Origin of the sequence: Paenibacillus sp. E222 (genome assembly GCF_013401555.1) — a bacterium.
Lineage (GTDB): Bacteria > Bacillota > Bacilli > Paenibacillales > Paenibacillaceae > Paenibacillus.
This window is the reverse complement of the sequence record NZ_CP058552.1, coordinates 2888598-2910634: the sequence shown is the minus strand read 5'-3', so window position 1 is coordinate 2910634 and position 22037 is coordinate 2888598. Positions and strand designations below refer to the sequence as shown.

The window sequence follows — 22037 nt, the reverse complement described above, 5'->3', positions numbered from 1 at the left end:
ATCCGCTGACGTCCATGTTGTCTGTGTATTGAACTTTTTCATTCGATCTCCTCCCCCTCTTCCCTGTCCAGTGAACCCGCTGGCGGAAGCTGCCGCAGCAGCGGGTGAATGATCGTCACACTGGTGCCTTCTCCTTCTCTACTGCCCAGCATAATGCCATATTCTTCACCAAAGGAAAGCCGCAGACGGGCCTGTACGTTCAACATGCCATAGCTCTTGCCAGCCTTCCCGGACGACGACGCGGTTTCCATACTTTCCAAAGGCGCTGCTAGCAGCTGCTCCATCTCCGCAAGCCGTTCACCGGACATGCCCGCTCCATCGTCCTGAACCAATAGCACCAGTTTTCCGTTTTCTGTTTTGGCCTCCACCCGGATTTTGCCTGGCCCTCGTCTGCCTTTGATTCCATGATAGATGGCATTTTCCACGAGGGGTTGGAGCAGCAGCTTGAGCACAAACAACTCACGCATATCCTCCGGTACGATCAATTCGTACTGTAGACGATCACGGTATCGGGTCTGTTGAATTTGCAAGTAACTGGTTATATGCTCAAGCTCGGCATGCAAAGGGATGAAGTCATTGCCTTTGCTAAGGCCGATGCGAAACAGTCTGGAGAGAGCGCCAACCATCTCGGATACATCGTCCGCGCCTTCTTTGCGAGCCATCCAATGGATCGTATCCAATGTATTGTATAAAAAATGAGGTTTGATATGCTCCTGCAGGCTGCGCATTTCGGCCTCCCTTTTCTGCCGTTCCTTCAGTTCATTCAGGGATATAAGCTGCCGGATCTGAACCAGCATTCGGTTAAAGCTTCTGCCCAGCATACCGATCTCATCGGCGCGGTCGCTCCAGCGGCCCGCCATGAGATTGCCCGTCTCCGCTCTGCGCATGTAAGACATAAGCCGGAAAATGGGCTGCGCAATGGAACGCGAGAACCACAAGGAGGCGCTCAGACCGAATAAACACACCACAAACACAAAGCTGACCACATAAAACTGAATCTGACGCACCTCCGTGGTCGATTCCCGTGCAGGAAATACGCCTACCGTTCTCCACCCCGTAAACGCGGAGGACTGATAGAGGAATAACAGCTCCCTCCCGTCCGCTTCAGCATTAAACGTCCCGCTGTCACCGGATGGAAACCATTCTGCGGGAATCTGTTCCACCAACGGATGCTCCGGCATATAGACGCTCCGTCCTTCTGCATCCGTCACCATCACATAACCGGATTTCCCCAAAGTGACATTCCTTGCAGCCTGAGAGACGGTTCTCAGCTTGAGGTCAATCATAATGACGCCCAGTACACGTCCCGAGGCTTCATCCGTTATGGAACGGGCAACGGATACGATCTCATTATCCTTATACTGTACGTGTGTTGTAATATTGCGATCCAGCGGCTGACCCAGCACTGTAAAAATGCCCGGATTCGCCGCAGCCCTCCTGTACCAGTCCTCCCGGGTCAGGCTTTGCCTCCCACGGGGGTACATCTCATTACTGATATAGTCACCGCGTCCATTAGCAAGAACGATTCCGGCAATCTCAGGATACAACGTCGTGAAGCCCTGCAAGGTTTGCTTAATTCCATACAGCTGATCCTGATCCGACACATTTCGTTCCTTCTTGGAAGCAATTGTGTCGGTGCCGGTGCCGGTACCTGGATCGTTATCCGATGTTGTTTTTCCTTGCATAAAAGCGATAATATCCGGATCAAAGGCAATCAGATACGTCATGTTTTGCAGGTTCTCCATCTTGCTGTCGAGTGCTTCATTCACTTTGCCAATGAGCTGCATTGTATGACCCTCCACCTGTCGCTCAACAATCCGTTCCACCGTCCAGTTCACTAACAATCCCAGACCTACGGAAGGTACGATGGCAAATAACAAAAAGAGCAGCATCAGCTGATAACGCAGCTGCATATTGCGTAAGCGCAAACGGTACAGGCTCCTCTTCATCCAGAGACGAATGGGTGCCCGTATCAAGGAACTATTCTGTTGATTCTGATTCTGTTTATTTGGCATAATAATCATCCACATTCACGCTTGTCACCACGGAAATTCCGGTGTCCACCGTCACTGGCAGCGGTGCATTCTCACCGGAGGAGGATGGCGCAGGTACGGTTAGCTGATGATGCAGATGGAACAAATATTGAAGCGACCAGTATCCCATGTTCCAGGTTCCCTGCGCAATTGTAGCCGAAATCGTGCCGCTCTTAATCATATCCAGTGTAGCCTTGTTGGTATCAAAGGATATAATTTTGAGCGAACGGCCTTCACTTGAATTTTGGACAGCTTCACCTGCACCTGCCCCTCCGGTCGCCTCGGTCACAAAAATCCCTGCCAGCTTCGGATGAGCCTTCATCATTCTAAGCGTCTCGTCTCTCGATACGATCGTATCTCCGTGTCCATCCGCGACTTCAACCACCTTCATTGAGGGATACCGCTGCTCAATCGTATCGCGGAACCCCTTGGTCCGTTCCTCATGATTCTGCTGCCCCGGCAGGGTCAGCACGGCGACTTCACCTTCACGGGCCATCAGCTCGGCCATTTTATCAGCAGCCGTCACACCCGCCCTGTAATTGTCCGTCCCGAGAAAAGAATACGCCCGGCTTCCCGGTGCATCGGCATCAAACAGCACCACCGGTATATCCGCGTCCAGTGCTTTATTAATGGCCGGGATCAGCGATTGCGGGTCGATGGCAGATATGGCGATTCCCGCGGGCTTGCGTGCAATAGCCTGCTCAATCACCGTTGTCTGCTCCTTCGCATCATACCGGGTCGCTCCACGGTATTCTACGGTTACGCCAAGCGCATCCCCGGCATCCTCGAAACCTTTCAAGGGACTCTTCCAATATTCCAGGCCGGACTGGAATGTAATCATGATGTACGTTTCGCCGATATCCCCGCGTAGCCCCCGGTCTTCCCAGGAGCCATTCACCTGACTGGAATATTCGAACCGAAGTACATACAATACAAACGCCGAGATTAGCAAAATATAAACCAGCAGCATTTTTTTCATTCCATTCACTTCCTCAAGTGGTGTCGCAGTCAACATTCTGCTTAAATTGTAAACGCAATCATGTAAAAAGGAAACAGCCCTCCCTATTCGGAATTCATCTTTCTTTTCCTGCTCATGTGCACTCTGCTGCAATAATGTACTATAAGCCAATGCCTCCCCGCAGTATGATCATGTAACTACAACTTGGGGAGGCCCTATGAATCTTACATCTTTTTTCATCTATTGTATTGTCGTTACGTTTACACCTGGCCCCAGCAATATTGTGATTCTCACTTCCGTCGGGCAGGTGGGTCCCCGGAAAACGATGGAGTATGTGTGGGGAGCCACCGTTGCATTTGGCGTGTTACTTGCTGCTTCTGCTCTTCTCAATCACCTTCTCGCTGAGATATTGCCTGGCATTCTCCAAGTGATGCAGATCGTGGGTAGTGTTTATATGATATATCTGGCTTATCAAGTCTATAAAATGGGTTCCACCGAGACGGCATCGAAGCAAGTTACGGGGTTTCTGAACGGTTTAATCATGCAGTTTGTGAATCCAAAAGTAGTTCTGTTCACGTTCACAGTTATTCCCAGCTATGTGCTGCCGTACTACGACAGCACCATGTCCACGTTTTTGTTCGTAATCATCATTACCATCATCGGCTTCTTCGCCTATTCCAGTTGGGTCGTATTTGGCTCCGTCTTCAGAACGTTACTCAATCGTCATCAAAAAGCAGTGAGTATCCTTATGGCTCTTTTTTTGATATACTCAGCCATTATGGTCTCGGGAATCATCTAACGCGCGGGAGGTGTGTACAGCATGGAATTGTTTAACTATAAGAAATCACAGGACGTCTTGGCTCTATCCGCCAGCTTTACGGATTTCACCTATAAAAAACATTGTCACGAGGAATATGCGGTTGGAGTAACGCTTCGCGGTATTCAGCAATACCATCTGGACGGACACTATCAGGCCTCCCACAAAAACGGCGTGATGTTATTCAACCGGGAACAGTCCCATGATGGAAGCTCCTATGACAAGGCTGGCATAGACTATGTCATGCTTTATCTGAAGCCCGATTTGGTCGAAGAGGTTCTTGGGAAGAAGGAATTGCGTTTTAATAGCCCGATTGTCTATGACCCTGTGCTTGCACGAAGCATCCTGATGCTGAATGATGCCGTTCAAAACGGACAGGATGAAGCCAAGTGCAGTGAACTGCTCTTTGACCTGTTGCAACTGCTGTCCCAGTCGGAAATGGACACCAAGCTATGGCGGCCTCAGGACAATCTGGTGCGAAAAGCGAAAGAAATGATGTTTTGCAGTATAGAAGATGTGCTGAAGCTGGACGACCTGTGTGCAGAATTCAACATGTCCAAGTTTCAATTTATCCGCGAGTTCAAGTCCCATGCCGGCATTTCACCTTACCAGTTTTTTCTGAATTGCAAGGTGGAGCGTGCCAGACAGTCCATTGAAACGCACAAGGATGTTTACTCCGCTGTAGCCGAATGTGGTTTTGTTGATCTGACTCATCTGAACAGACACTTTAAACGAGTATTCGGGATCACGGCTTATGAATATATGCTGCAGTTAAACTAATTGAATCGGTACGATTATCCGACCAAATGTATAAAATCCCCGCATGGAACGCGAGCTTATCTCAAACGTTCCACACGGGGATTTATTTTTTCGTTCGTTCCCGTTATACCATTTCCCCTTGAATCAGATCTTAACATCAGGCGCGCTTCTTCCTTCTCCAGATCCAGCCACTTACCAATATAAGCAATAGAATAACCCCACCATATATTATGAAATAAAATGACCAACTTCTTCCATGATCCGCTTCTCCAAAATCATCCTGACTCACTGCTTTTCCTGCTCCCAGCAGCTTCAACGCGTCTCCAGCTTGATCAACGGAAACATTGCCACTGCAAAGATTCGTATGCAGTTTATTGTCCATTTTATTCTGATAAGCAAAGATCAGATAGGACTGGTCTTTCTCCAATTGAATCCCACAAGATTCCGAACCGGCATCATTTCCCATGACGGTCATTCGTTTAGAAGAAACACCCTTCCATGCAGTGTCCACGTCAAAGGTATATGCTCTCAACCTGTCAGGGCTGAATATTTGTGTTCCGCCCTTCTTTACCACTTTACCTGTAAAAACCGCCGTGGACGTCTTCAGTTTCTCTTGGGCATTCGCTTCTACACAGCTGCAGGCATAAGCTCGGCCATCCGGTACCAACGCCAATCCGGCTGTAATAAACAGCAGAACGAACGCTACGATCATTATACGCTTCATTACTTTTCCCCTTCTGTTTTTGAATTGAACGCCACTCGCTATCATTATGGAATAGTATAACACACCAAAAAATCCCCTTTATGGGGATTTTTTCGATCTATCGCTTGGTTGGTGATCCACCAGCCTTTTCATTATTTCAGAAATGACTGAGAAATCTGTTTTGCCGTTTCTGTCATAACCGAGTCACCGGACATCACGGTTAAAATACTCGCTCGCGTATTTACATCCATTTTCTTCAAAATATCTATCGTTTTGACGGTATCGGTCTGGAATAATTTTTGAATCAGCTTGGCAGCACGTGGGGAAGGCATTTTTGAGAAGGTATGTACTAGTTCCTGGACTGATTGACTGGCGATGTCGCTGTTTTGCTTATTGATTTTACGCTGAATGAGCGCAAGCTCATGATCCGTAACCACCGAACGAGGTTTCATTTGCACCGAAAGGATGCCAACTCGATCCGGGTCCATTTTACTCCATATTTTAGCTCGCTGTTCTGTGGACATCTCGGTCATGGCATACACAATCTCCAGATCGGTCAATGGTGCAAGTGCCGCTGCAGCCTTGCTTGGAGGCATATCGGCATAAGTTCTGGCGATGTCCTTAGCTGCCGCAATATGATCTGTTGAAGGTACAGTTGGCAGCGTCGAGGTTATGGAAGCTGTAGCCTGTGACTGAACGGATTGCTGTGCTTTCGACGAAGCTCCGGGTAGCGTTTTCTGAGCTTGACTGACTGGTTTGGCAGATACATCAGGCAATGTGGCATGGACTCCAGCTGCATTCTCTACGGTATGCAGCACAGTGTCCTTGACCGAAGGAATCAGGAAAAATGCCGCTGCTCCTGCAGCGCCAATGCAGATCAGGGCAATAAGCCACCCCATCCCGGATGATTTTTTCTTTCTTGAAGTTTTGGATGCACTCTTAGCTTGTTCAGGCTTGATATTGGACTGGCTCATTATGACCACTTCTCTCTCGTACTGGGGTTAAGTCCAGTCTAGACATTTTTCATTAAAATTTGATAAGAAAACTACATTACTTTTTTTAATGTTTTCCAATTTGAATGTTGTACACTGGACTTGGTAAGCTTAACCTGTAAGCTCGATCTGATGCTTCCAAATTTAAGGAAGGACCGATTCTGATGAGAAATATATTGCTGATTGAAGATGAGAAAAATCTGGCTCGTTTTATAGAACTGGAATTGCAACATGAAGCCTACACGGTCAGTGTAGCCTACGATGGAAGAAGCGGACTTGAACTGGCACTGGAACAGGAGTGGGATCTGATCCTGCTCGATCTGATGCTGCCCGGCCTTAACGGCGTAGAGGTGTGCAGAAGAATACGCAATATCAAACAAACACCCATTATTATGATTACGGCTCGGGATGGTGTCATGGATCGGGTCATGGGACTCGACAGCGGAGCCGATGATTATATTCCTAAGCCCTTTGCCATTGAAGAGCTTCTGGCACGGATGAGGTCCTTGTTTCGCCGTTCCAACAGCGGCAGCGAGCATTCCGTACTGATTCATCATGGATTGCAGCTGGACCTGGAGGCGCGCATGTTCAAGAAAGACGGAGAGGCTGTTGAATTAACCCGGCGTGAATTCGACCTGCTCGTCATCCTCATGCAAAATATAGGCCGAGTCATGACCCGGGAGATGCTTCTGGATCTGGTGTGGGGATACGATGCTGACGTGGAGACCAATGTGGTAGATGTCTATATCAGTTATTTGCGCAGTAAAATCGATGGTGTGGGCTCCAACAGCTTTGTGCAAACGATACGAGGCTTGGGTTATGGAATTCAGAAATGATGCGCTGGATTCGAACATTCCTTCCCCGCTCCCATTGGTCTATCCGCTGGAAATTGACGATCTGGATTTCACTGCTGCTGATCACGCTGTTTATTGTGTATAACATCGTTCAATACTTTGTAATTAATAAATGGCTCATTGATCAGGAACAGAAAAGTATGGAAAAAAGCATGAATGAGATGGAAATCTACCTGCTAGAAAAAGATGTGTCAGCAGCAGAAATTGCAGATTACCGTTCTTTTATGACAAAGTTCAATCAAGAGAATCAGATGATCCGCATTCTGGATCAGGAAGGAACGGTGCTTCTTAAAGTAACCGATCGTCTTCCTGAACAGTGGGTGGAGCCGCAAGCAGTGCAAAAACGCGTTCTGATTAATGCCTGGCATTACGAAGATCATCTGCTCATTATGAGATCACCACTCATCACCACGAATTTTAGCGGAACGATTGAGATGGTAACCAATCTGGAAAATACCGATAAACTAAGCGATATGCTGCTGCTGGTCATGTTTGGCGGGGGAATTGCTGCTGTCGGTTTAAGCATTCTGGGCGCAAGTGTCCTTTCACGACAGTTCGTGAAGCCTATTACGACCATGAATGCAACGATGATCCAGATTCAGCAGAAGGGACTTCATAAACGCGTGGATGTGCCGGATCAGCATGATGAGTTGACCAACCTCGCTCGAATGTTTAACCGCCTAATGGATGAGCTGGAGCTTTCGTTTCAGCAACAAAAGCAGTTTGTGGAAGATGCCTCGCACGAGTTGCGTACACCAGTGGCCATCATTGAAGGACATATTAACCTGTTGAAACGTTGGGGCAAGCATGACCCGGATATTTTGAATGAATCCCTGGATGTTTCGGCTCAGGAGCTTACCCGGTTAAAAACGATAGTGAATGAACTGTTATTACTTAGTCAGGCCGAGTCTGGACACATTGCAATGGAAGCTGCTGTCGATCTTCGCCAGACGGTACAGCATGCGCTTGCCAATGTTGTGCAGCTGCACCCGGATGCTGCCTTTGACATTCATATGGAATTCATATCCGGTATTGAAGTGAAGATACTTCCTCAGCACATGGAGCAGATTCTAAGGATTTTGGTTGATAATGCCGTTAAATATTCACCGGTTACCAAAGAGATTCGGGTTCAAGGAATACGACGTGACAACGATGTATGTATTCAGGTTACTGATAAAGGCATGGGCATTCCGGCAGAGGATTTGCCGTATGTTTTTGACCGCTTCTACCGTGTTGATAAGGCACGTATTCGCGAACAAGGGGGGACCGGCTTGGGACTCGCCATTGCAGAACGCCTCGTTAAACGATACAACGGGCTAATATTCATCGATAGCCGTGTGGATGAAGGAACGACCGTAACTGTCCTGCTTCCCACATCTGCATTCTGAAAGTCGGGCACCAACACCAGACAATAATAAAGAGGGTAGCACTACAGCCCTCTTTATTCACCAGTGTGGCGTCCTTACTTCCGGCAGAATAGCGGATTCACAGCTTCGGGTGAACAACCGCTCACTTGCTGTCTTCAGAATGAAGTGTTCTGGCCTGATGAGGGATGAACAGGGCTGGAAGTTTCATACGGATGAAAATACGCCCGATTCCCCAGGCGCTTGCCATACCAATGAGAGCCCCGGCAGCTACATCGGAGGGATAGTGTACGCCAGACCATACACGGCCAATCATAATGAAGGTGGCGATGAGAACCCAACCCCACCGATACCTGACGCGACCCAGCCAAAATGCAGCGGCACATGCAAAGGCAACCGTCGCATGGTCACTTGGAAAGGATGCATCAGCGCTATGGCTGATTAATTGAATCACCGAATGGGTCACAAAGGGCCGGTCTCTGTGCAGCAAGTGACCTATAACAAAGCTGATAGCAGTCCCCGCACATGCTGCCAATATGGCTTGCAGCACAATCATGCGTTTTTTTTGACTCTTCGATATCCAATACACAAACATTCCCGCAGGATACATAAAAAGGGCATATTTCGCAAAAAATATCATGATGCCATCCAAATACGAGAGGTGCATCGCCTGTTGATTAATCCAATGAAAAAGCTGGTAATCCAATCGTATAAAAGACATAAGTAATCCCCTTTTCCCAATTTAATGAACCTAGATCTAATCATAGCCCATTATTCTGGGAGCAGCTTTAAGGGTAAATTAGAAAACGATAAGAAAAAAGACACCCTGGAGGAACATAACCATTGAAGCAAAATTGGAAAAAAAATATTTCCATTCCGCTGCTCACCGCAGCGCTAAGCCTTGCTATATTTGCAATCATCGCTCTGTCCATCAGTGATAATCAGATTCACCGATTTGACGACACCCTAATAACCTGGATTCAGGGCATGGAATCCCCTAGCATGACCCGGTGGATGGAGCTGTTCACCTGGATTGGCAGCGGCTTGCCCGTCGTCGCTATTACCCTTATTTCGATGATCGTTTTGTATGTCTTTTTAGGACACCGACGGGAGCTTCTTTTTTTTGGCTGTGTCATCGCAGGCTCTGCAATACTAAACACCCTGCTGAAGCTCGTGTTTCAGCGTGCGCGCCCCACCATACACCGGATCATTGAAGCGACCGGGTACAGCTTCCCCAGCGGACACTCCATGGCAGCGTTCAGCCTGTACGGCGGACTGGCCTTCCTGATCTGGAAGCATGTACCTACAACAGTCGGACGAATAGCGATAATAGTTGTAAGCGCAGCCTTCATCCTTACCATTGGCATGAGCCGCATCTATCTGGGCGTGCATTATCCCAGTGATGTAGTTGGAGGTTACTTTTTGAGCGGATGCTGGCTGGCAACATGCATATGGTTCTACCAACGCTATCTGGAGCGAATCTCCCTTCTACAGTCTAAACCTCTGACTTGAGCAAGCTGTAAGATTTACCAGAATGTGCATTCACAACTTCACATCATGTGCATAGCACATTGCGATGACCAGCCGTACGAACAAGCCTGCTTAGTCCTGCCGGAGCCATCGCTGAATACATGAAAGAACCTCACGTGCGCCATCCTGCGCCAGTGAGGTTCTTTTACGTCATTAGGAATCTATTTTACAGTGGAAACTTAGAGATCTTCACCATTGGATTCAATGACTTTTTTGTACCAGTGGAAGCTCTTCTTCGGTGTTCTGCTCAGATCACCATTGCCATCATTGTCCTTGTTCACATGAATGAAGCCATAACGTTTCTTCATCTCGCCCGTGGATGCGCTGACCAAGTCGATACATCCCCACATCGTGTAAGCGATAAGATCTACACCGTCGGCGACGGCTTCTTTCATTTGTTCAATGTGACCTCTCAAATAATCAATCCGATAGTCATCCTGAATGGAGCCATCTTCCTCCACAACATCCACTGCACCCAATCCGTTCTCCACAACCATCAATGGAATCTGGTAACGATCATACAGGTGGTTCAGGGTGTAACGCAATCCTTTCGGATCGATCTGCCAGCCCCAGTCGGAAGCTTCCAGATACGGATTTTTGATGCCGCCCAGCAGATTTCCCTCTGCTCTATCCAACGACTCATCCGCACTCTCGACCAAGGACATGTAATAGCTGAAGGAATAGAAGTCTACGCAGCCTTCACGCAAAGTCTGTGCATCTTCCGGCTGCATCTCGATCTGGATGCCTTCTTCGGCGAAGAAACGTTTGGCGAATCCAGGGTATGCTCCACGTAACTGTACGTCTCCACAGATCATGTTGGACAGCTGGTCCTTCTTCTGCGCGAGCAGAATATCGTCCGGGTTGCATGTATTCGGATATGTTGTCATGAATGCGACCATACAGCCGATTTGGAAATCAGGATTGATTTCATGTCCCAGCTTCACCGCTTTTGCGCTTGCAACAAATTGGTGATGCAGCGCCTGGAAGCGGGTCTGTGGATCATCAACGCCATCGATCAGTGTCTCTTTACCTTCAAACAGGATACCTGCAGCCATATAAGCCCCCATTGGCATCGTCAAACAGTTAATCTCATTGAAGGTCAGCCAGTATTTCACCTGATCTTTGTATCGGGTAAAGAGGGTTGTACAATATCGGATATAACAATCAATCACTTCGCGGGAAGCCCAGCCGTTATATTTCTGGGTCAGACCAAATGGCGTCTCGTAGTGAGAAATGGTCACGAGCGGTTCAATGTTGTACTTTTTCAACTCGGCAAAGACGTTGTCATAGAACTGCAATCCCTCTTCGTTTGGCTCCAGATCATACCCGTTCGGGTAGATTCGGGACCAGTTGATGGACATGCGGAACATTTTGAAGCCCATTTCGGCCATCAGGGCAATATCCTCTTTGTAATGACCATAAAAATCAACCGCTTCATGGCTCGGATAATACGTGCCCTCTTCCAGTACAGGCGTAATCCGCCGCGGTGTCGTGTGCGTTCCACCTGTCATCATATCGGAAGTACTTGGGCCTTTCCCTCCCTTGTCCCATCCACCTTCAAACTGATTGGCAGCCGTTGCGCCACCCCAGAAAAATCCTTCTTTCATCGCCATCATTAATTCCTCCTTCATGCTCTTCGTAACACTGTACATCCAGTGTACCACCCATACCCTGACACCTATTGTCATGGTATAATACAGGCATGGAAAATAACCGATTATTCAGAATGCTATTGCTGTTATTGGAGAAAAAGAAAGCTACCGCCCCCGAGCTTGCGCGTTTGTTCGAGATATCCGTACGCACCGTGTATCGTGATATCGACAGACTGAGTGCGGCAGGTATTCCTGTGTACACGACAACCGGAAAGCATGGCGGAATCCATCTCATGGACAACTTTGTCATGGACAAATCCCTGTTGTCCGAAGATGATCAGAATGAAATTTTGCTTGGATTATATAGCGTCAGCGCCATCCCTCACCTTAACACTGCCCATATGCTCAAACGTTTAACCGCTCTGTTTGATCATAAGCTGGATTGGATCGAGTTCGACTTTTCACCATGGGGCAGCATTCCACAGCAGGAGAGGGAACTGTTCAACCAGGTCAAACAAGCGATCTTCACCAATCAATGGATTACGTTTCACTATGTCAATTCGGATGGAGAGAAGAGTGTGCCGACGGTTGAGCCGCTCAAACTTTTGTTTAAGAACAGTACCTGGTATTTCAAAGGATACATTCACGACGAGCCCGACCGAAACGAATTTCAGACGTTCAAAATGAAACGAATTACCCAGTTGAAATTTCTACCCAAGGTTTCCAGGAACAACATAAACATCGGATCACCGGAAAATGAGCCTCACGTCACAATCAACCAAATCGCTCTGGAACTGTCGTTCTCCAACTCTATTGCGTATAGGGTGTATGATTTTTTTGAACCTTCCCGCATCGAAAAAGAGCCCGATGGCAGGCTGCGCGTTGCCCTAGAACTGAATGAGGGAGAATGGCTGTACTCCTTCCTGATGTCGTTTGGATCTGACCTGACCGTAATCAAACCTCCACACATCGGACAGGAACTGCTCAGACGACATATCAAAGCGGTAGAGCATTTGCAACAGGGCGTTAACAATAGGTTGAAGAATGAATGATATAATTGAGCTCTGATCATCTGTTGATTCTTTTGCTTGGCTATCGATCCATTTCCTGAAGGAGGTTTGTCCATGCAAGACATTAGACGTAACAATGTGGAACGATTCAAGGGTTTCGGTACGTTATATGACCAGAACCGGCCTGCTGCGCCCACCGAGGTCGTAGATATTCTGACGAATTATTTGGGCAGCAAACCTCGCATGGTTGCGGATGTTGGCTGTGGTACCGGCTTATCATCATGGATTTGGCTAAATGAGGCAGAACGTGTTATTGGCTTCGAGCCAAGCGATGATATGAGAGCTGTCGCAGAGTCCAAATGGGAAGCGGCAGGCAAACCGGACCATCTTCGCTTTGTCTCCGGCCTGTCGCACGAACTGGGACTGCCTGATGGCAGTGTGGATGTTGTGACCTGCTCACAGTCGTTCCACTGGATGGAGCCCCAGTCCACACTGCTCGAATTTGCGCGTGTACTGCGTCCAGGCGGCATATTTGCTGCCTACGACTGTGACTGGCCACCCGTGGTCGATTGGCAGCTGGAACAAGCCTATCTGCAGTTGAATACGGAGGCAGATCATCGAGCTGCCAGTCTGGCTCCCCAGGAAAATCAGGCACATAAATGGAATAAAGACGGTCATTTGCAGCAGATTCAGCAGTCCGGCTTGTTCCGTTATTCGCGTGAAATTGTGTTTCACCACTGGGAAACATTCGATGCGGACCGATACGTCAATCTGGCACTGAGCCAAGGCGGCCTGCAAACGGCAGTGAAACTCGGTGCCACTGATCTGCTTGAGGTAGCTGACGAATTCAGACAGCTGGCTGCTCGCATTTTTGCCGGAGAATCGAGACAAGTTCTATTCTCATATCGGATGCGCCTGGGCATCGTCTGATTTTAAGCTAAGCTCATCCAGATTCCCCCTAAAATAAAATACACAAAAGAAACCTGCCCATCACTTGAATCGTGATGGTACAGGTTTTTTGTTCAAACAGCATCAGGATGAGAACAAATTGCTTAGTTGTTCTTCCTGTACACTCAGTGCCAGCATCAACTTTGACGGGTCCTGCTTCGAATAGATCACGTTAATAATATGACCTTGCTGAACCTGAGGTAGGACAGATGGATAAATTTCCTTCGGTATCGTCACCTTAAACGTCTCTCCATTTGACTTCGTTACACTAAGCGTTAGCTGAAGTTTTATTTTGCCATTACCTCCGCTTCCAAGTGGAGTAACATCCAAAATTTTGGCCATCGCTTTCTCGCCCGTTCGTGCAATATCCATCATCTCAGGTGCCACGCCATGCTGCACCATCTTCTCATCCAGCAATTGCTGTATATCTTCCTGCGATAGCCTCCCCTTCAGATCAAGCCCTACCTTGTGTTCATCCTTCACAGAGACCACTAAGGGAATTAAGCTGCCCGGCTGAAACTGAGACATTGAAGTCAACGGTATGATCGTTCTCAACTCGGTATCGTATTTCTCACGTCCTTTACGCGAGACGGTCAGGCCCAGTCGAACTTCCGGCTGCTCATTAATATACGTACCCGTCTGCTGGATGCTTTTAATGACACCAACCGCTGGTAATCCTGACTTCACTCTCCCAACACCGAAGATATTAGCCAAAATGGAGGGAATAAAGATCAGCCCAAATCCGGCAAAAATCGCTGGTGTATACCACCATGCCTGCATCATGATAAAAGGATCATTCCACAGCTGCTGTGCCAGAAATGGGGAGAATCCCACCCCAAACACAGTCAACACACCGACCAATCTCAGGAAACCTACCATCTTCCCCACCCTCTCTATATCTCTATTGTTCGTTGTTAGTTGTATTCAATACATAATAACCTGCCCTTTTGCAGTTCGAACACCTTCTAGACGGACAACAGCCCCATGTAGATCAACTCTGTCGGATTGGCTGGATTTTGCCCCAGACCCACCCGATCTCCCACGCGCGGAATCTGCATCTTGGACACCAGTGTTTCCAATGTTCGCTGATACTGACTGCCATTCGCCTCTGTTACATCCAGCACAAGCACAACAATCGGATCAAAATTGATCAGCTTGCCCGTATCGGTGATCGTGATTACCGTGGCTGTTGCGGTTAAGGGAAGGGAACCACTTGCCGCCAGTTGTGCCTGCTTCGCTGAATCCAGACTCTGGTTGATGGCTTCCCGATGCTCCTTCGATACAAAACCTTTCATCATCATGCCCGTAAGTCCTTTATTCATCATTTTATCTGCCTTTGCAATCACATCTTCCTGCTTGTTCTTTTTACCAAACCATCCCATAATGAACACCTCGTTTTTTTTGTTTTTGGTTATAGTTAAAGTATAAACAGGACGGCTTGTCCTTGAATACCCTTCTGGCCGCATACAAAAGAAACGAAACTTCCGGCAATTGAACCGCTTGATTTTCGTTTCTATAACACGTTTTTTGGCTGATTTCGCAAAAAAAGAGCCGTAAAACGACTCTTAAATGAAAGGTTGTGATGCATATTTTGTGCCTATCGCACTGATATTGAACAAAATCTTGCAAAAAAACGGCGGTTCCACGCCGATTTTTGATCTATTTTTTGCGTAACAGGTAGACCAGCTTCCGATAATACATGGCGGCTTCCTTATATTTTCGCTGATCCTCGGACACCACGGCCATTCCCTCATATAGAGGTTCAAGACGCATGACATGCTGCACGGACTCAAAATAAGGCAGACACGCGAGCGCACGCTCCATGAACACTTCACGATCTCCATGTGCAAGGGCCAGATGGCTTTGGTAGAAGGTTGCACTCATCTGCTGATCCTGAGTCGTTGCACTATTCAGCAGTTGATCCAAACTCTGCGCGAGTACCCCCCAGTTCTTTCGAGCCAGTGCCACTTCACAGCGATACACACTCACTAAAGGCTTCATGGCCTGCTGGGTTTCTTCGGGTTCCTGCTGCAACAGGGATTCGAATCGCTCGATCTCCGACTGCGCCTGATCCAGTTCACCCGTCATGGTTAACATAACAATCCGATTATTCGCAATGGCGGTGACCAGATCGCCCTGATTACCGGCATACACCAGATTCGCCTCTGCCATGGTCAATGCCGAGAGCGCCTCCTGTACCAGTCCCATCGCAAAGCAATATCCGCTATACGCCACATATAAACCGGACAACCGATGAAAAAGCCGCTGATCATAGACATGCCGCATCGTAAGCTCGAACACCTGCTTGGCCTCTTCGTACTGTTTGACCTGAATGTAGCCTTCCATCTTGATATTTTGCACAGACAGCCAGAATTCACTGCCAGGAAGGGCCAATTCACTTAGCCTGGTTGCGTGCGTTAACACATCCACATAAGCAAGCTTGGAACGATAGTACTGCACTTTGTAAAATAATAATGCCTTCGCTAACGGACGTGGCAGATCTACATCGTCAGGACGACCGTATTTCTCCAGATAAAAATTCAGATAGGACATATGTATATATTCATGAGCCGATGCATCATTTAATTGTTGGTAATAGACCGCCTTCATCAAGGCCGTGGTCAGCTCAACTGTCAGCGCATCATCCCGATCTTCAAGTGCATGGACCGTTTCTTCGGAGATGGCGGAAGCTGGAACTGACATTTGTTCAAAAACAGCCTCTGCCCGCGCCAGGGTTTCTTTGTCCTGTGCAGCAGCATTTAACAGATAGGAAGTCGTAACGCCAAGACGTGACGCAATAGCCTCTGCCAGATCTTCAGGGAGTGGATACCGATCGGCCAGAATATTGGCAAAGTGAGCCTGCGTAACCAGACCTTCCACGAGGTCTTTGCGAGAAATTTGCTTTCTTTTGCTCAGAAATTCAATCCGTTCCTTCAGCATGACTAGTCTTCCTTTCGTTTGGATCCTGTGAATCTACTATATAATATCATCCAGGGTACGAAGCCGGATACCGTCTTTTAGCCAAATCCATCGAAACGGTTTCCGTTTCGGAGGCAATTGTTTTACAATAAGGTGGTATGTACAAGAGCATTATCCAACAATGAAGAACAAGAGTTGAATATGAAAGGATGCAAATGAATGATTATTAAACCAAGAACACGTGGTTTTATTTGTACAACTTCCCATCCTGTAGGCTGTGCTGCACAAGTGCAGGAGCAAATTGATTATGTAAAATCCCAACCGCAATTGAACGGACCGCGGAACGTACTCGTTATCGGAGCTTCCACTGGATATGGACTTGCATCGCGCGTCGTATCCGCATTCGGTGCCGGAGCCAACACCATCGGCATTTACCGCCCAAGCAGCGCCACTGATAAACGTACGGCTTCAGCTGGCTGGTACAACTCCGCTGCATTTGAAAAAGCTGCGGAAGAAGCAGGACTGAAATCATACAGCATCACAGGCGATGCCTTTGCCAACGAAACAAGAGAAAAGACCGTTGAACTGATTCGCAGTGAACTCGGTCAGGTTGATCTGGTGGTCTACAGCGTAGCGTCGGCACGCCGTACCGATCCGAATACTGGTGAAGTATTCAACTCCGTGCTCAAACCGATTGGACAATCGTACACCAACAAAACCGTCAATTTCCATACGGGTGAAGTGACTTCCGTTACGATTGATCCGGCATCCGATGAAGAAATCCGTCAGACGGTAGCCGTGATGGGCGGAGATGATTGGGAACTGTGGATGGATGCCTTGCAACAGGGTGGCGTACTCGCAGACAACGCAACAACCATTGCCTTTTCTTACATCGGTCCTGAACTTACGCATGCGATCTATCGTGATGGTTCCATCGGTCAGGCCAAAAACCATCTGGAAGCGACAGCCCATAAGTTGAATGATCGTCTGAGTGCAAAGGGCGGACGTGCTTACCTGACCGTAGCCAAAGCGCTGGTCACCCAATCAAGCTCCGCAATTCCAGTGGTGCCGTTGTATATCTCCGCATTGTACAAAGTCATGAAGGAAAAAGGCTTGCATGAAGGCTGCATCGAGCAATTGCAACGTTTGTTCGCTGATCGCCTGTATGCGGGAGGAGAAGTTCCGACCGATGAAGCAGGGCGTATTCGTATTGATGATTGGGAGATGAGAGCAGACGTTCAGGAAGAAGTGGCGAAGCTCTGGAACGAGCTGACCACTGAAAACATCTACGATCTGTCCGATTTGGCAGGATACCGTCAGGAGTTCTTCCAACTGTTTGGTTTCGAAACCGACGGCGTGGATTATGAAGCAGATGTTGATCCAAATGTTGAAGTCCCACATCTGCGTTAATTGAAAACTAAATTTGCTGTGAGACTGGAGTAACAAGCTTATTACAGGTCCAGATTCAGCCTTAGGGGAGCGAGCTTTCGCTCCCTTTATTGACGTCTACCGATTCTATCAAATCGACTTAAGCTGTTTTTTCAACCCCTTTGGTACGGTCTTCTCTACCGTGATGGATCGCGCTCCATGCATCGTTGCAAAGAAACGAAGTCCCTCCCGAAAATCCGCGATCCATTCCTCCACAGGCGGAGCAGTCTCTTCCATCGATAACAACCGAACCGTTAGTACGCCCGTTTTGCGATCGAGTCGCGGGTCCATGCGTCCAATCAGCCGATCGCCGTGGAGAATGGGCATGGCGTAATAGCCGTAAGTTCGTTTCACCTCTGGTGTGTATATCTCCCACTTATAATGGAAATCAAATAAATCTACAATCCGTTCCCGTCTCCACAGCAGGTTGTCCAGCGGGGGCAAGAATCGTACCGGACCTGATGGATCATAATGCGGCTCTTCCCTTTCCAACTCACGCAACAAACCCTCATCTTCTGCACGGATGTAATAAGGCGTCGCTACGTCCTCAACCTCCAGCGGGATCATGCGACCATCTGCGACTCGTGCTGCCATCTCATTCCGACGTTCAGCAGCGGTGGATTTCATCCAGCCCAATCGTGGATCTCGCACGTCCACGACCCGATAAGCATATATGTACTTGTCCATGAGAGCCTGCCTTTGAGTCAAAAGATCGATCTCCGCTGTCATGGATTGGCCCTGCTCCAGCAGTCCGGATTCCGTAATATGAAAATAACGCTCATTGCCCTGCCTTGCCACGACACGAATGGCAGCCGAATCCAGCAGCAAGTTCAACGCTAACGAGGTGTCCTTCGTTTTAGGCACATCTGCACTGTCCCAATATCCACTCACCCGTTCCACCGCACGAAAAGCTCTTGACGGGAGTGGTCCCTCTTCTTCCAAACGCTTCAGCACATGCTGCACCGTATTCTCCAGCCCTTGCAGGGAAGGAGCCAGACGCTCCCGTAATCGGGCACGTACAGGTTCGAACAGAGCATAATCCTCCATCGGAATGACACAGGCGGCATTGGCAAAATATTCGAACACTCTATGATCACTTAGCAAGGTATGTAAATATTCGGAAGTATAGCCCGGATCACGAGCGCCCAGCACCAAATGCTGATTTCCGGTTACAGCAGCAACAGGATCAATCTGTACGCAGCCAAGGGTGCGAATCAGCTGCATCACCTGTTCAGGACCCGAAGGCAAGGTAGCTGCGGGCCAACGTCCCAACAAAGATTGTGTTTGCAGCAAAAAACGCCGAACGATTTTCTTATTCATGCGAAGCGCTGTTGTCATATGTACAATTCTTCCCTTCATCGAAGATAGGAGGATGTATAGCTATAATGATCCAATTCAAAAGAGATATATTGATTTTAACAATCCAAGGGATGTCATTCCAATCGAAGGAAGAGCTTTTTTATAAAAATGTTGATGCCTCACACAGCTCTCCGCACACCATAGACAAAATAAAAAGAAGCACCACCATCCTGGGTCCGCTTCTTGTGTTTGACCTTTTGCAATTTTTCCTGTTTGGTAGGCATGAGCCGAACATGCTGGGATAACGCTCCATAATCTCCGTTTACTCTCCGACTTTGCTCCGGACACCATTGTCCCGACCGCTCTGCTTTGCGCAATGCTTTTTGCGTTTGTGTACGTGCCATGATAATTGAACACACTCCCTTGATTGGTATGCACTCAATATATCATGTGCAGGCAGACAAGTGAAGGTGATTAACGTGGAACTCTTTTCCGCCGTGATTGCCAAGTTTCCACAGGCTCCTGATCATCCTCCTCAATCAATTCCAGTGCCTCTTCCATTCTTCTGGATTTAAACAGCGTGATCAGGTCCAATAGATCTTCCCGGTCCAGCAGCTTCACCCCGTTGACCGCGGCCAGCGTCCGGCATGCTTCCGTATATCTGGCTGAGGTGAGCACGATGGATCGATCTGCTTCATAATAACGCATGGACGTGTAAATCTCCTGTACTGCGCTGAGCCCAACCGGATGATTCGCTCCGTAACGCTTGGCCTGAATGACATTACGTCTGCCTGCCCTATCCACAAATACAAGATCCGCACCAAAATCTCGGCTGCTTGTCGTCTTATGTACTTCGGCATAACCGAGTTGTTGGAATAAATGATACAGGTACAGTTCAAATTCCGACCCATCCTGCATTTTATCGATATCCTTAATCGTAATCTTACGCGGATTGGCCTCACTTCGTATGCGCTGCCCTCGCCGAATTACACGGCGAATGATCCAGGCAATGAGCAGTAAAAGGACAATAATGCCTATACCCACAGTGGTCATATTTTCATTCCAATTCATGTCTGTTCTCCTTGTCGTTCCTCTAATCTGGCAGGCTTGTACCCCTATTAGCCCTCGTCACCCGACTAAATATAGCAGACTTCTCTCGTAACAGAAAGAAGATGAATTCCCTGTAACCCTCGAACTTCTCCAAACAACAATAATATTATACCTCTATTATAAAAGGTTACAGACACTCAGGTTGAATTTCATAGGTATGAAATGGTAGAATTCAACAATCGGTTCTATTTTGAATCGAAGAAAGGTGGTTTATAACTTGCATACATCCAACAAACGAAAGTCCAAAACATGGGCTGCGCTTCTTCTCAGTGGCACGCTCCTCTTCAGCCTGCATACACCAAGCTACGCGGCCGCAGAACAAAATGCACCATTGCCTAAGCCTTCATGGACCTCATCTTCTCTGTCACTCACACAAGTGAATACGGAGAAAGACGTTATCGTCAACGAAGTGAACGCTGTACCTGCGAAAAATCTGGTGTATGTGCATTCTTCCCAGCCCGTGACCAAAACAAGCAGCAATACGAAGCTGGATTGGCAGCTGGATTCGCTTCAAGCGCTGGATGCCACAACCGGACAATTGAAATGGAACGTTATTTTCCATGAGAAAAGTGGGCCTTATACAACCTACTCCAATTCACTATATACCAGCAACGGCACAGCTTATGTGTATATGGAATACTCGGATGGAACCAAAAAGGTATACTCGTTCAATACTTCCGGCAAAACCAACTGGGTCAAAAACGTGAGTAATTCATCATCCATGTACCTTCTGGACGACGATACGTTATTGATCGCTTCGAGCCCTGGTGTTCAATCGAACGGTTCCGTTCGTTCAGCCATCTCGCTGTATGACAAAAAGGGAAAACTGATTACAGAAAAAACAATCAACGGTTCTGTGCTCAAAGCAGGCAGTGATCGAATTGTAGTCGATGCCAGCAAACAAACTAAAGTCGGCAGCTTCTGGCAGCCGGCCGCTAATCCCAAAGTCGAGATTTACGATCGTACGATGAATCGTCTTTCCTTCTACCAGTTCCCGAGCAATGCCAACACTCTGGGAGACGGCGGCGGTGAATCGCTGGCCATTCTGGAAGATGGCTCCGTGATTATGCGCGCCAATTTTGCGAACACGGGCAACAAGCTGATGGGCTTTGGCACCGACGGCAAACTCGCCTGGGGCCGTGCTATTGCCGGTGATGCCTATGTTCAGACCGCAGGCAACAGTTACACTCTGTTTACAGGCCAAAAGCTGGAGCTGTACACCATGAAAGGCCAAGTGACTGAACGTACATTCAAGGAAGAGCAGCCTATTCTCATGCAGGTTGATCGTACACAGGACGGACAGTACAAACTTGATTTCGCCAAAAAAGGTTATATTCTTGATCCGCAAACATTGGATACGGTACATGAATATGAGTTCGCATCCTCTCCTGGATTGCTCGATGGATATTCAACGTACAATAATCATATTATTTATCAGATCAATGACGATGCCTTATCCAAGTATGTATTGAAGACAGCCTCAGCAAAATAATAAATCGAGCGCTCTGGTTGACCGACTGACGGTTAACAGGGCGCTCTGTTATTTCACACAACGATGAGAATACCCTCCCTTTTATCCTCTCTGCGCAAACTGGTATAATAGTACCGTTCACTTTTTCACCCTACTCTTGATTGGCAAGGAGCGTAGCCCTCCCATGATTATTCAATTCATTCGATACAGATAACTTAGGGCATAACATAAACCTCTTTTTTCAAAAGGT

The 22037-nt window shown here is 47.9% G+C and carries 21 protein-coding genes; 9 read left to right on the top strand and 12 right to left on the bottom strand.

Going from position 1 to position 22037, the window contains the following annotated elements; all coding sequences use genetic code 11:
- Positions 1-38 precede the first annotated feature (38 nt).
- Positions 39-1913: a cache domain-containing sensor histidine kinase gene (locus tag HW560_RS12995; RefSeq protein ID WP_257032012.1), complete on the bottom strand. Its 1875-nt coding sequence runs from the start codon at positions 1911-1913 to the stop codon at positions 39-41.
- Between the two features lie 91 nt (positions 1914-2004).
- A complete protein-coding gene (locus HW560_RS12990) occupies positions 2005-3012 on the bottom strand; it encodes a substrate-binding domain-containing protein (RefSeq protein WP_110002013.1) in 1008 nt (335 codons plus the stop codon).
- A gap of 196 nt (positions 3013-3208) precedes the next feature.
- Here HW560_RS12990 and HW560_RS12985 point away from each other — a divergent pair, with 196 nt between their 5' ends.
- Together HW560_RS12985 and HW560_RS12980 are read left to right on the top strand one after the other, a co-directional pair.
- Positions 3209-3790: a LysE family translocator gene (locus HW560_RS12985; RefSeq protein ID WP_179263335.1), complete on the top strand. Its 582-nt coding sequence runs from the start codon at positions 3209-3211 to the stop codon at positions 3788-3790.
- 21 nt (positions 3791-3811) lie between these two features.
- A complete protein-coding gene (locus HW560_RS12980; protein WP_179263333.1) occupies positions 3812-4588 on the top strand; it encodes an AraC family transcriptional regulator in 777 nt (258 codons plus the stop codon).
- A 136-nt stretch (positions 4589-4724) separates the two neighbouring features.
- Here HW560_RS12980 and HW560_RS12975 read toward each other — a convergent pair whose 3' ends face one another.
- Positions 4725-5291, bottom strand: coding sequence for a hypothetical protein (locus tag HW560_RS12975; RefSeq protein WP_179263331.1), 567 nt, complete (start codon positions 5289-5291; stop codon positions 4725-4727).
- A 131-nt stretch (positions 5292-5422) separates the two neighbouring features.
- Positions 5423-6244, bottom strand: coding sequence for a hypothetical protein (locus HW560_RS12970; protein ID WP_179263329.1), 822 nt, complete (start codon positions 6242-6244; stop codon positions 5423-5425).
- Positions 6245-6426: 182 nt separating this feature from the next.
- Here HW560_RS12970 and HW560_RS12965 point away from each other — a divergent pair, with 182 nt between their 5' ends.
- Both HW560_RS12965 and HW560_RS12960 read left to right on the top strand, forming a co-directional pair.
- Complete coding sequence (locus tag HW560_RS12965; protein WP_090903893.1) at positions 6427-7098, top strand: response regulator transcription factor; 672 nt, start codon at positions 6427-6429, stop codon at positions 7096-7098.
- Positions 7095-8504, top strand: coding sequence for a HAMP domain-containing sensor histidine kinase (locus HW560_RS12960; protein ID WP_256222357.1), 1410 nt, complete (start codon positions 7095-7097; stop codon positions 8502-8504). Before HW560_RS12965 ends, HW560_RS12960 begins: the two co-directional genes overlap by 4 nt.
- Positions 8505-8625: 121 nt before the next feature.
- On the opposite strand, the gene HW560_RS12955 is transcribed toward HW560_RS12960, so the two are convergent.
- Positions 8626-9201 carry an undecaprenyl-diphosphatase gene (locus HW560_RS12955; protein ID WP_090903895.1) on the bottom strand — a complete coding sequence of 192 codons (576 nt, stop codon included), beginning with the start codon at positions 9199-9201 and terminating at the stop codon, positions 8626-8628.
- A 122-nt stretch (positions 9202-9323) separates the two neighbouring features.
- Here HW560_RS12955 and HW560_RS12950 point away from each other — a divergent pair, with 122 nt between their 5' ends.
- Positions 9324-9992: a phosphatase PAP2 family protein gene (locus HW560_RS12950; protein WP_179263327.1), complete on the top strand. Its 669-nt coding sequence runs from the start codon at positions 9324-9326 to the stop codon at positions 9990-9992.
- A gap of 197 nt (positions 9993-10189) precedes the next feature.
- On the opposite strand, the gene HW560_RS12945 is transcribed toward HW560_RS12950, so the two are convergent.
- A complete protein-coding gene (locus HW560_RS12945) occupies positions 10190-11641 on the bottom strand; it encodes a glycoside hydrolase family 1 protein (protein WP_373564998.1) in 1452 nt (483 codons plus the stop codon).
- Positions 11642-11712: 71 nt separating this feature from the next.
- Here HW560_RS12945 and HW560_RS12940 point away from each other — a divergent pair, with 71 nt between their 5' ends.
- Together HW560_RS12940 and HW560_RS12935 are read left to right on the top strand one after the other, a co-directional pair.
- Complete coding sequence (locus HW560_RS12940; protein ID WP_257031877.1) at positions 11713-12654, top strand: helix-turn-helix transcriptional regulator; 942 nt, start codon at positions 11713-11715, stop codon at positions 12652-12654.
- Positions 12655-12726: 72 nt separating this feature from the next.
- Positions 12727-13542, top strand: coding sequence for a class I SAM-dependent methyltransferase (locus HW560_RS12935; protein ID WP_179263325.1), 816 nt, complete (start codon positions 12727-12729; stop codon positions 13540-13542).
- A 102-nt stretch (positions 13543-13644) separates the two neighbouring features.
- On the opposite strand, the gene HW560_RS12930 is transcribed toward HW560_RS12935, so the two are convergent.
- The 3 genes from HW560_RS12930 to HW560_RS12920 form a co-directional block, all read right to left on the bottom strand.
- Entirely contained in the window at positions 13645-14439 is a 795-nt protein-coding gene (locus tag HW560_RS12930) for a hypothetical protein (RefSeq protein WP_179263323.1), read from the bottom strand.
- Between the two features lie 86 nt (positions 14440-14525).
- A complete protein-coding gene (locus tag HW560_RS12925) occupies positions 14526-14942 on the bottom strand; it encodes a hypothetical protein (RefSeq protein ID WP_179263321.1) in 417 nt (138 codons plus the stop codon).
- A 277-nt stretch (positions 14943-15219) separates the two neighbouring features.
- Entirely contained in the window at positions 15220-16500 is a 1281-nt protein-coding gene (locus HW560_RS12920; protein WP_179263319.1) for an XRE family transcriptional regulator, read from the bottom strand.
- 198 nt (positions 16501-16698) lie between these two features.
- Between HW560_RS12920 and fabV the strand changes: the two genes are divergently transcribed.
- Positions 16699-17889, top strand: coding sequence for an enoyl-ACP reductase FabV (fabV, locus tag HW560_RS12915; protein ID WP_090903902.1), 1191 nt, complete (start codon positions 16699-16701; stop codon positions 17887-17889).
- A 108-nt stretch (positions 17890-17997) separates the two neighbouring features.
- On the opposite strand, the gene HW560_RS12910 is transcribed toward fabV, so the two are convergent.
- The 3 genes from HW560_RS12910 to HW560_RS12900 all read right to left on the bottom strand — a co-directional run bounded on the left by HW560_RS12910 (position 17998) and on the right by HW560_RS12900 (position 20277).
- Positions 17998-19245 carry a DNA glycosylase AlkZ-like family protein gene (locus HW560_RS12910; RefSeq protein WP_179263317.1) on the bottom strand — a complete coding sequence of 416 codons (1248 nt, stop codon included), beginning with the start codon at positions 19243-19245 and terminating at the stop codon, positions 17998-18000.
- A 140-nt stretch (positions 19246-19385) separates the two neighbouring features.
- Positions 19386-19610 (bottom strand): hypothetical protein, encoded by a 225-nt coding sequence (locus HW560_RS12905; protein WP_090903904.1) that lies wholly within the window; start codon positions 19608-19610, stop codon positions 19386-19388.
- Positions 19611-19680: 70 nt separating this feature from the next.
- Positions 19681-20277: a restriction endonuclease gene (locus tag HW560_RS12900; RefSeq protein ID WP_090903905.1), complete on the bottom strand. Its 597-nt coding sequence runs from the start codon at positions 20275-20277 to the stop codon at positions 19681-19683.
- A gap of 256 nt (positions 20278-20533) precedes the next feature.
- Between HW560_RS12900 and HW560_RS12895 the strand changes: the two genes are divergently transcribed.
- Positions 20534-21808 carry a hypothetical protein gene (locus HW560_RS12895; RefSeq protein WP_179263315.1) on the top strand — a complete coding sequence of 425 codons (1275 nt, stop codon included), beginning with the start codon at positions 20534-20536 and terminating at the stop codon, positions 21806-21808.
- The last annotated feature ends 229 nt before the right edge of the window (positions 21809-22037 follow it).

Excerpts from the sequence above, each read along its gene's own strand:
- HW560_RS12995 (WP_257032012.1), bottom strand. The coding sequence starts at position 1,913 with ATGCAGCTGCGTTATCAGCTGATGCTGCTCTTTTTGTTATTTGCCATC.
- HW560_RS12990 (WP_110002013.1), bottom strand. The coding sequence starts at position 3,012 with ATGAAAAAAATGCTGCTGGTTTATATTTTGCTAATCTCGGCGTTTGTA.
- HW560_RS12985 (WP_179263335.1), top strand. The coding sequence starts at position 3,209 with ATGAATCTTACATCTTTTTTCATCTATTGTATTGTCGTTACGTTTACA.
- HW560_RS12980 (WP_179263333.1), top strand. The coding sequence starts at position 3,812 with ATGGAATTGTTTAACTATAAGAAATCACAGGACGTCTTGGCTCTATCC.
- HW560_RS12975 (WP_179263331.1), bottom strand. The coding sequence starts at position 5,291 with ATGAAGCGTATAATGATCGTAGCGTTCGTTCTGCTGTTTATTACAGCC.
- HW560_RS12970 (WP_179263329.1), bottom strand. The coding sequence starts at position 6,244 with ATGAGCCAGTCCAATATCAAGCCTGAACAAGCTAAGAGTGCATCCAAA.
- HW560_RS12965 (WP_090903893.1), top strand. The coding sequence starts at position 6,427 with ATGAGAAATATATTGCTGATTGAAGATGAGAAAAATCTGGCTCGTTTT.
- HW560_RS12960 (WP_256222357.1), top strand. The coding sequence starts at position 7,095 with ATGATGCGCTGGATTCGAACATTCCTTCCCCGCTCCCATTGGTCTATC.
- HW560_RS12955 (WP_090903895.1), bottom strand. The coding sequence starts at position 9,201 with ATGTCTTTTATACGATTGGATTACCAGCTTTTTCATTGGATTAATCAA.
- HW560_RS12945 (WP_373564998.1), bottom strand. The coding sequence starts at position 11,641 with ATGAAGGAGGAATTAATGATGGCGATGAAAGAAGGATTTTTCTGGGGT.
- HW560_RS12940 (WP_257031877.1), top strand. The coding sequence starts at position 11,713 with ATGGAAAATAACCGATTATTCAGAATGCTATTGCTGTTATTGGAGAAA.
- HW560_RS12935 (WP_179263325.1), top strand. The coding sequence starts at position 12,727 with ATGCAAGACATTAGACGTAACAATGTGGAACGATTCAAGGGTTTCGGT.
- HW560_RS12930 (WP_179263323.1), bottom strand. The coding sequence starts at position 14,439 with ATGGTAGGTTTCCTGAGATTGGTCGGTGTGTTGACTGTGTTTGGGGTG.
- HW560_RS12925 (WP_179263321.1), bottom strand. The coding sequence starts at position 14,942 with ATGGGATGGTTTGGTAAAAAGAACAAGCAGGAAGATGTGATTGCAAAG.
- HW560_RS12920 (WP_179263319.1), bottom strand. The coding sequence starts at position 16,500 with ATGCTGAAGGAACGGATTGAATTTCTGAGCAAAAGAAAGCAAATTTCT.
- fabV (WP_090903902.1), top strand. The coding sequence starts at position 16,699 with ATGATTATTAAACCAAGAACACGTGGTTTTATTTGTACAACTTCCCAT.
- HW560_RS12910 (WP_179263317.1), bottom strand. The coding sequence starts at position 19,245 with ATGACAACAGCGCTTCGCATGAATAAGAAAATCGTTCGGCGTTTTTTG.
- HW560_RS12905 (WP_090903904.1), bottom strand. The coding sequence starts at position 19,610 with ATGGCACGTACACAAACGCAAAAAGCATTGCGCAAAGCAGAGCGGTCG.
- HW560_RS12900 (WP_090903905.1), bottom strand. The coding sequence starts at position 20,277 with ATGAATTGGAATGAAAATATGACCACTGTGGGTATAGGCATTATTGTC.